General features: G+C 63.2%; 10 protein-coding genes and 1 pseudogene. 7 read left to right on the top strand and 4 right to left on the bottom strand.

What is annotated here, in order from left to right; all coding sequences use genetic code 11:
* Positions 1–153, bottom strand: a pseudogene (locus EOA29_RS43035) (signal peptide peptidase SppA); the annotation flags it as partial.
* A gap of 291 nt (positions 154–444) precedes the next feature.
* On the opposite strand from EOA29_RS43035, the gene lptC reads away from it, so the two are divergent.
* The 6 genes from lptC (at position 445) to ptsN (ending at position 5,699) form a co-directional block, all read left to right on the top strand.
* Positions 445–1,158: an LPS export ABC transporter periplasmic protein LptC gene (gene lptC / locus EOA29_RS16655; protein ID WP_126091937.1), complete on the top strand. Its 714-nt coding sequence runs from the start codon at positions 445–447 to the stop codon at positions 1,156–1,158.
* Positions 1,145–1,738, top strand: coding sequence for an LptA/OstA family protein (locus tag EOA29_RS16660; RefSeq protein ID WP_126091938.1), 594 nt, complete (start codon positions 1,145–1,147; stop codon positions 1,736–1,738). The genes lptC and EOA29_RS16660 overlap by 14 nt, the downstream gene beginning before the upstream one ends.
* Positions 1,738–2,556, top strand: coding sequence for an LPS export ABC transporter ATP-binding protein (lptB, locus tag EOA29_RS16665; RefSeq protein ID WP_126091939.1), 819 nt, complete (start codon positions 1,738–1,740; stop codon positions 2,554–2,556). Before EOA29_RS16660 ends, lptB begins: the two co-directional genes overlap by 1 nt.
* Before the next feature lie 188 nt (positions 2,557–2,744).
* The gene (rpoN, locus tag EOA29_RS16670; protein ID WP_126091940.1) at positions 2,745–4,274 is read left to right on the top strand and encodes an RNA polymerase factor sigma-54; all 1,530 of its coding nucleotides are present in this window, start codon (positions 2,745–2,747) and stop codon (positions 4,272–4,274) included.
* A 315-nt stretch (positions 4,275–4,589) separates the two neighbouring features.
* Positions 4,590–5,174, top strand: coding sequence for a ribosome-associated translation inhibitor RaiA (gene raiA / locus EOA29_RS16675; protein ID WP_126091941.1), 585 nt, complete (start codon positions 4,590–4,592; stop codon positions 5,172–5,174).
* Positions 5,175–5,234: 60 nt separating this feature from the next.
* The gene (ptsN, locus tag EOA29_RS16680; RefSeq protein ID WP_027165361.1) at positions 5,235–5,699 is read left to right on the top strand and encodes a PTS IIA-like nitrogen regulatory protein PtsN; all 465 of its coding nucleotides are present in this window, start codon (positions 5,235–5,237) and stop codon (positions 5,697–5,699) included.
* Positions 5,700–5,805: 106 nt separating this feature from the next.
* Here the strand turns inward: ptsN and EOA29_RS16685 are convergent, their stop codons facing one another.
* A complete protein-coding gene (locus EOA29_RS16685) occupies positions 5,806–6,063 on the bottom strand; it encodes a DUF1150 family protein (protein WP_126091942.1) in 258 nt (85 codons plus the stop codon).
* Positions 6,064–6,126: 63 nt separating this feature from the next.
* On the bottom strand, positions 6,127–6,552 hold the full coding sequence (locus EOA29_RS16690; RefSeq protein WP_126091943.1) for an Hsp20 family protein: 426 nt from the start codon (positions 6,550–6,552) through the stop codon (positions 6,127–6,129).
* Positions 6,553–6,694: 142 nt separating this feature from the next.
* Between EOA29_RS16690 and EOA29_RS16695 the strand changes: the two genes are divergently transcribed.
* Positions 6,695–7,636: a nucleoside hydrolase gene (locus EOA29_RS16695; RefSeq protein ID WP_126091944.1), complete on the top strand. Its 942-nt coding sequence runs from the start codon at positions 6,695–6,697 to the stop codon at positions 7,634–7,636.
* Positions 7,637–7,801: 165 nt separating this feature from the next.
* On the opposite strand, the gene EOA29_RS16700 is transcribed toward EOA29_RS16695, so the two are convergent.
* On the bottom strand, positions 7,802–8,416 hold the full coding sequence (locus tag EOA29_RS16700) for a LysE family translocator (protein WP_126091945.1): 615 nt from the start codon (positions 8,414–8,416) through the stop codon (positions 7,802–7,804).
* Positions 8,417–8,565: the final 149 nt, after the last annotated feature.

The raw sequence follows: 8,565 nt of genomic DNA on the forward strand, positions 1-8,565 counted from the left end.
GTCGACCGCCTGGCCGGTGAAATCGTCACTGTAGATCCAGGCCGAAAAGGCGATCAGCGCCGCCGCCAGAACAACAAACGTGGCGACGCGCCAGAACGTCAGCTTGCGGCGCAAGCGGCGGCGGTCGATCAGGTCGTCGGCTCTCATAGCCATATCAGCCTCACAATCGGTGGGAGAGGACGCTTTTAAAGCAAGCATCCGCGCGGGGCTACCGTTTCCTGACAGCTTCCGGCGCCAACGCAGCTGTCACGACGACCTCACGAAAAATTAACGCAGCCGGCCCCTATCTGCTATGAAGGGCTGGCAGTTCAGCCGAATTCGTCTTAGTCCTGCGGTAGTAGCCGTCACATTTTTGCAGTTTTCCTCCGCTTGTGCTTGCTTGCGGGGGCCGGCATACCACCTATAGGCGGTGTTTGGCGGGCAAGGGCTCATTAGAAAACAGTCATGTTGGCGCGATCTGACGATACGAGCGATGCCGAAATGGTGTCGGCTGCCGCTGGCGAAAGCGGCGCGCGCGGCGACGCGTTCGACCGTGCGGAGCGGCATTCGCGCCGCGTGCGCGTGCTGAAGTTCGCCGTGCCGCTGCTGGCGGCGGCTATTGCAATCGCCTTTCCAGTCTATTCCTACCTCGCCGCGCCGGTTTCGGTCTCGGTGCAGGCCGATGGAGCCGCCTTTTCGGACGGCAAGCTGGTGATGGCCAATCCCAAGCTCAACGGCTTCACCAAGCAGAAACTGCCTTATTCGCTGACAGCGACCAGGGCGACGCAGGATGTCGGCAAGCAGGACGTCATCGACCTCGAAGGCATCAACGCCAAATTGCCTGTCGCCAGCGACAATGTGGTGGCGGTCGATGCCGCGCACGGCATCTACGATCGCGGCGCTAACACAATGGACCTGACCAGCGATGTCTCGGTGACCACCACCGACGGCATGGTGGCCAAGTTCAAATCGGTCTTCCTAGACATGGGCAAAGGCTCTATGAAGACGAGCAATCCGGTCGATGTCAGTCGCGGCGGGTCGCGCATCACCGCCGACTCGATGTCAGTGGAAGAGAACGGCAAGGTGGTGGTTTTCGAGAGCCGAGTGCGCGTCAACATCGATCCGGCCGCTCTGAAGGCGGCGGGGATTAAGAGTGGAGAAGAGAATGCGTCGCAGTAAATCCGCGTGGCTTCTGGGCGCAGCCTCTGCACTGCTGTTGCTGGGAACGGCGAATTCGTTTGCGCAGTCGAGCGCGAGCAGCCAGATCCCCGGACTGAAGCTGTCGGGCGATCAGCCGATCCAGATCGAAAGCGACAAGCTCGAGGTCCGGCAGGTCGACAGCGTGGCGGTGTTCAACGGCAACGTGACCGTCAATCAAGGGCCGACGCTGCTCAAGGCCGGCAAGATGACGGTCTACTACGTCAAGGATGCCAATGCCCCCAAGGGCGCGGCGGCCGGCGCGTCGGCGATGACGGGTGCGGCCAACATCGACCATCTGGTGGTCGAGAACAAAGTCTACATCAAGTCGAACGACCAGATCGCCACCGGCGACAAGGGCACCTTCGACATGAAGACGCAGGTGCTGGTGCTTCAAGGCAAGGAAGTGGTGCTGTCGCAGGGCGATAACGTGCTCAAGGGCTGCAAGCTCACCGTGCAGATGAAAAGCGGCCTCGGCAATGTCGAAGGTTGTCCTCGCGTCATCATGTCGTTCAAGCCCCAGAAGCAGGGAGCGCAGCAGCAGGGAGCGCAGCAGGACTAATGACCGGCGTATCCTCGCTGCTTGCCCGTCTTCCGGGACGGGCGGCCGCAAAGCCGGCTGCGCCGGCAACGGTCGGCGCCGACAAGGCAAAGTTCAAGGGCACCCTGATCGCCAAGGGCCTGACCAAGAGCTACAAGGGCCGCAAGGTGGTGAGCGGCGTGACGCTCGGCGTGCGCGCCGGCGAGGCCGTCGGCCTGCTCGGCCCCAATGGCGCCGGCAAGACCACCTGCTTCTACATGGTCACCGGTCTCGTGCCGGTCGACGAAGGCACGATCGAGATCGACGGCTTCGACGTCACCTCGATGCCGATGTACCGCCGCGCCCGCCTCGGCATCGGTTATCTGCCGCAGGAAGCGTCGATCTTTAGGGGCCTCAACGTCGAGCAGAACATCCGCGCCGTTCTGGAGGTGGTGGAAAAGAGCCGCAAGGAACGCGAACGCACGCTCGACGAGCTGCTCGAGGAATTCCACATCAGCCATCTGCGCAAGGCGCCGTCGATGTCGCTGTCTGGCGGTGAACGGCGGCGTCTCGAGATCGCGCGGGCGCTGGCGACGCGGCCGGCCTACATGCTGCTGGACGAGCCTTTCGCCGGTATCGATCCGATCGCGGTCGCCGACATCCAGCAGCTCGTTCGCCATCTCACCGCGCGCGGCATCGGCGTGCTGATCACCGATCACAATGTGCGCGAGACGCTCGGGCTGATCGACCGCGCCTATATCATCCATGCCGGCCAGGTGCTGACGCATGGCAGGGCCGACGAAATCGTCGCCAACGCCGATGTGCGGCGTCTCTATCTCGGCGAGGGCTTTACCCTCTAAGCACGAAAATCTCCCGTTCGGCGGGATTTTCGTCCGTTTTTCGAGATTCTTGACGGTTCCGGCACCGGATAACGCTCCGGTAAGCCGGGGATGCTAGCGTTTGCCTTGACAAGCAAAAGCCGGGCCAGTTTCTATGGCCGACCGAAAAACCATAGTTCGAAGCGTAGACGAGGCGTTTGAATCCAACCATGGCGCTGGCGGCCAAACTGCAGCTCAGACAGTCCCAGTCGCTGGTGATGACGCCCCAGCTGATGCAGTCGATCCGGCTGCTGCAGCTCACCCATGTCGAGCTCGAACGCTTCATCGACGAGGAGATCGAGCGCAATCCATTGCTGGAGCGGGCCGAGCCGCAGGATGAAACGGGCGGCGACCTGCCGCAGAAGAGCGAGACCGCTCCGGAACCCGCTGCCGGGGACGACTGGTTCGAAGGCGAGACGGAATGGAGCGCCGAGGCGATCTCGGAAAAGCTCGACTCTTCGCTGGAGAACCTGTTTCCCGACGATCCCGGAACAAGCGAAAAGCTGGGGCCGGACCTTTCGGCGCAATGGAAGTCGGCTTCGGGGGGCAGTGCCGGCGGCGCCTCGTCGGAGGGTTTCGATGTCGGCGAGATGGCCGCGACCGTCGTGACGCTGCGCGAGCATGTCGGCGAGCAGATCGCGCTTGCCTTCCCCAACCCTGCCGAACGCCTGATTGCGGGCGAGCTTGCCGACAGCCTCGACGAGGCCGGCTATCTGCGCGCCGACCTGGACGAAATCGCCGCGCGGCTTGGCGCGGACGAGGCGGCGGTTTCACGCGTGCTCACGGTCTGCCAGACTTTCGAGCCCGCCGGCCTGTTTGCCCGCGACCTGGCCGAATGCCTGTCGCTGCAGCTTGCCGTGCGCGACCGGCTCGATCCGGCGATGAAGGCGCTGGTCGCCAATCTGGAGCTGCTCGCGCGACGGGACTTCCAGACGCTGAAGCGTATCTGCGGCGTCGACGAGGAGGATCTTCTCGACATGCTGGCCGAGATCCGAGCGCTCGATCCGCGGCCCGGTACCGCCTTTTCGGGCGGCGCGAGCGACGCCATCGTCGCCGATGTCGAGGTGCGGGCGGCTGCCGACGGGAGCTGGGCGGTGGAGCTCAATCCCGACACGCTGCCGCGCGTTCTGGTCGACCACGTCTATTTCGCTCGGGTTTCCAGCCACGCCAGGGACCAGGCGGAAAAGGAGTTTCTGGCCGAATGCTTGCAGAACGCCAACTGGCTGACGCGCAGCCTCGACCAGCGGGCGAAGACCATTCTCAAGGTGGCCTCGGAAATCGTGCGCCAACAGGACGCGTTCCTTGTCCATGGCGTGCGGCATCTCAAGCCGCTTAACCTGCGCACCGTGGCCGACGCGATCGGCATGCATGAATCGACGGTCAGCCGCGTCACCGCCAACAAATATATGCTGACGCCGCGCGGCGTCTTCGAACTGCGCTATTTCTTCACCGCTTCGATCGCCTCCGCGGAGGGCGGCGAAGCCCATTCCTCGGAAGCCGTGCGCGACCGCATCAAGCAGCTGATCGACGAGGAAAAGCCCGCCGACGTGCTGTCCGACGACGCCATCGTCGACATGCTGAGGGAAAGCGGCGTCGACATCGCCCGCCGCACCGTCGCCAAGTACCGGGAGGGCATGAACATCCCTTCCTCGGTGCAGCGCCGCCGGGAAAAGCGGGCGCTGGCCAACGCCGGGCGCTAGGGGCAGTTGACACTCAGCCGGCCTGACCTAATTGGTGCTGAGCTTGGGGAACGGGCGGATTTCCACAGTTTTCATGCTTCATTGACAAGCTGCAATGAAGTGTCTAGAAGCCCGCCCGCATGAGCCGGGCCGTGATGCCCGCTCGCGGATGGGTCCGTCAAAGCGAAGGCCTCGGACGGCCAGAAGGCGACTTGTGATCAACCGGAAAGTTCGGGTCTAAAATCGGCGCGCGTGCCGCCGCAAAGCTTGTGCGCGCGCACCACGGGTATAAACTCGGGACAGTTTGAAGCCTGAGCAAGGAAGGTCAGTTTTCAGATGAATCTGCGCATTTCGGGAAAACACATGGACATCGGCGATGCGTTCCGCACGCGCATCAACGATCGTGTCAACGAAGCGATCGAAAAATATTTCGATCGGGGTTTTTCAGGACATGTAACGGTCATCAAGGCGGGGTCGCGCTTCTCGGCCGACTGCATGATCCGTCTCGATTCCGGTGCCTCGCTGCAGGCGACCGGCGACGCCCAGGATCCCACGCTTGCCTTCGAGGCGGCCGCCGATCGCCTCGAAACACGGCTCAGGCGCTACAAGCGCCGGCTGAAGTCGCACAGTTCCAGCAATGGCAATGGCGAATCCACCGATATCGCCTACACCGTGATGGAGCCGCTCGCCGACGACGATGAGGAAATCCCGGAAGACTTCGCTCCGGCCATCGTCGCCGAATCGACGGTGACTCTCCGCACCATGTCGGTGGCGTCAGCCGTCATCGAGCTCGATACCAAGGACAGCCCGGTTTTCGTTTTCCGCAACGCCGGAAACGACCATGTCAATATCGTCTACCGCCGGCCGGATGGAAACATCGGCTGGATCGATCCGTCGACGACCAAAGTCGCGCAGGGTTAAGAAAGCCGGCCGCGCGAGGGGGACGACTGGCGCGGCAGGCGAGCAAGGGATTTTTCAAGCATGGATCTCAGCGATCTCATCAGCGTCTCGGCTATCATGCCGGCGTTGAAGGCGAATTCCAAAAAACAACTTCTGCAATTGCTGTCGGAGAGGGCGGCGGCGATTTCAGGGATTCCGGAGCGGGAGGTGTTCGACACGATCCTGCAGCGCGAGCGGCTGGGTTCAACCGGTGTCGGCAACGGCATTGCCATTCCGCATGGCAAGCTCGCAGGGGTCAAGCGGATCGCCGGCGTCTTCGCCCGGCTGGAGACGCCGGTGGATTTCGAGGCGCTCGACGATCAGCCGGTCGATCTGGTGTTTCTGCTGCTTGCGCCCGAAGGCGCCGGCGCCGACCATCTCAAGGCGCTGTCGCGCATCGCGCGCGTGCTGCGCGACGCCGATACGGTAGCCAAGATCAGGGGAACGCGCGACGCCGTGGCAATCCACGCGCTTCTGTCGGATACGCAGGCCTCGCACGCGGCCTGAAGCTTCGAGGTAAAGCCCAGCTTTCTTAGCTAAACCCAGCTTTTTGGGATCCAAACCTTGGAAGGCCGCCGAGAGCGGCCCTGTTCAATCCAGGCAAGGACCAGGGTCAGTGAATGGCGACCGTGGTCAGATCGTTCTCCAGCGCACCCGCCAGCGCCCGGTCACGGGCATCGGAAAGCAGGATCGGCTGGCCGTTGGCGGCAAACAGCGCCCACAACTCCAGACCGGGCGCGATTTCGTCGAGGCCAGGGAAGCGGCCGCGCAGATCGTCGCTCGATACTTTCCTCAGGTAAGCGACCGAACCTTCGCCCAAATGAGCGAATTCGCCGCTGGTCATGGTCGCAGTTTCGTCAGTTCTGGTCATTTCAAGCCTCCTTGCCGCGAGAACGCCAGTCAGGCCGTTCCCGCATAGAGCCATCGGCGAAGATCAGTCTTTCACCGATATGTTTATTTTCCGTACCAGCCGTTCGGCCTCGGGCCGGTCGAGGTCGACCGACAGGAGACCGTTCTTCAGCTCCGCGCCGATCACCCGCATGCCGTCGGCCAGCACGAAGCAGCGCTGGAACTGGCGCGCGGCGATGCCGCGGTGGAGGAATTCGCGCTCGGTATCGTCGGTCTGGCGGCCGCGCACGATCAGCTGGTTTTCCTCCGTGGTGACATCGAGGTCGCCTTCGGCGAAGCCCGCCACGGCGAGCGTAATGCGCAGCCTTTCGGCCTTGCCGTCCGCGGCGCCCAGGCGCTCGATATTATACGGGGGATAGCTGTCGCCCGACTTCGCCAGACGCTCGAGCGTCTTTTCCATGGCGTCGAAGCCCAGAAGAAGCGGGCTGGAGAAGGGCGTCATTCGACTCATTGTTACACTGTCCTCTCAAGAGCGACACAAACTGGAAAAACCCAGATGGCATTTTTCCCGGTGGTCTTGATATGGTCCGCCGCGCGAACAAGTTCAAGCCATCAAAACCCCGCCCAAAAAGACTCCCCAAAAAGGAATTGAAATGCCCCAGTCACGAAAGATCATCATCGACACGGATCCCGGCCAGGACGATGCCGTCGCCATATTGCTGGCGCTTGGCAGCTCCGAGCTGGAGGTCGTCGGCATCACCGCCGTTGCCGGCAACGTGCCGCTGAAGCTCACCGAGAAAAATGCCCGCAAGATCTGCGAGCTCGCCGGCCGACCCGACGTCAAGGTCTATGCCGGCGCCATCCGTCCGCTGGCGCGCGCGCTCGTCACCGCCGAGGAAGTGCATGGCAAGACCGGCCTCAACGGGCCGCAATTGCCGGAACCGACGATGCCGCTGCAGGAAAAGTATGCGGTCGATTTCATCGTCGAGACGCTGATGCGCGAGGAAAGCGGCACGATCACGCTCTGTCCGCTCGGGCCGCTCACCAATATCGCCCTGGCGCTGATCCGCGAGCCGCGCATCGCGCCGCGCATCAAGGAGATCGTGCTGATGGGCGGCGGTTTCTTCGAGGGCGGCAACGTCACGCCCGCCGCCGAATTCAACATCTATGTCGACCCGCAGGCGGCCGACGTGGTGTTCAAGTCGGGCATTCCGATCGTGATGATGCCGCTCGACGTCACCCACAAGGCGCTGACCACGGCCAAGCGCACGCAGGCCTTCCGGCAACTCGGAACCAAGGTTGGCACCGCGACCGCCGAGATGCTGGAGTTCTTCGAGCGTTTCGACGAGGAGAAATATGGCACCGACGGCGGGCCGCTGCACGACCCGTGCGTGATCGCCTATCTCGTCAAGCCCGAGCTGTTCAAAGGCCGCCGCTGCAACGTCAGCGTCGAAACGACCTCCGAGCTCACCATGGGCATGACGGTGATCGACTGGTGGGACGTCAGCAAGCGGGAGAAGAACGCCATGGTGATGCGTGACATTGACCACGACGCCTTCTTCGCGCTGCTGGTGGAGAGGTTGGGGCGGCTGTAGCGCCTTTTCCTTCCCCCCTTGTGGGGGGAAGGTGGATCGGCGCGAAGCGCCGAGACGGATGAGGGGTGTTGGAAGAAACTCAACGCCTCACTCCGTCCAGCACCCCTCATCCGGCCGCTTCGCCGCCACCTTCTCCCACCAAGGGGAGAAGGAGGAGGGGGCGCTTCACTTCGCCTTCGAGAACGCCAGCCAAAGCCCGCCGCCGACCAGGAAGCTGCCGCTGATCTTGGACATCAACTTGACGCGGCTGGCGGACAGCAGTCGTCCGGCGCGGCCGGCGGCGAGCGCGTAGGTCGAATCCGACATGGCGGCGAAGACCATGGCGGTGAGGCCCATGACCACGATCTGCAGCGTGTAATTGCCCTGCGGGGCGATGAACTGCGGGAAGAAGGCGCCGAAGAAGACAAGCGTCTTCGGATTGGAGATCGCCACTAGGAAACCCTGCAGGAAGAAGCCGCCGCGCGGTTTTCTGGCCGACCCGTCGGGGTTCAGGGTGCCTTTGGCGCGAAACATCTGCACGCCCATCCAGATCAGGTAGGCGGCGCCGATCAGCCGCACCCATTCGAACCAGTGGCCCATGCCGGCGATCAGCGTGTTGAGGCCGATGCCGACGATGGCGATCATGATCGCAAGGCCGGCCTGGGTGCCCGCGACATTGGCAAGCCCGGCGCGCGAGCCGTGGCGCATGCTGTTGGCGATGATCAGCGTGACCGTCGGGCCAGGCACCAGGACGATGACGATGCAGGCGACGACATAGGTGGCGTAGAGTTCCAGCGACATGATCTTCCCTCGAACAGGATGGCGCCGACGCGGCGGAGCGCGATCAATGCATGGAGTTGGCGCCGGTGCAAGCCAGGCGGGGCAGCCCGTCAGGCAGCACCCGACGGCCAGGGCAGCGTCGCCTCATAGGCGGCGCCGGCTTGGAGCAC

The organism is Mesorhizobium sp. M1E.F.Ca.ET.063.01.1.1 (assembly GCF_003998155.1).
Lineage (GTDB): Bacteria > Pseudomonadota > Alphaproteobacteria > Rhizobiales > Rhizobiaceae > Mesorhizobium.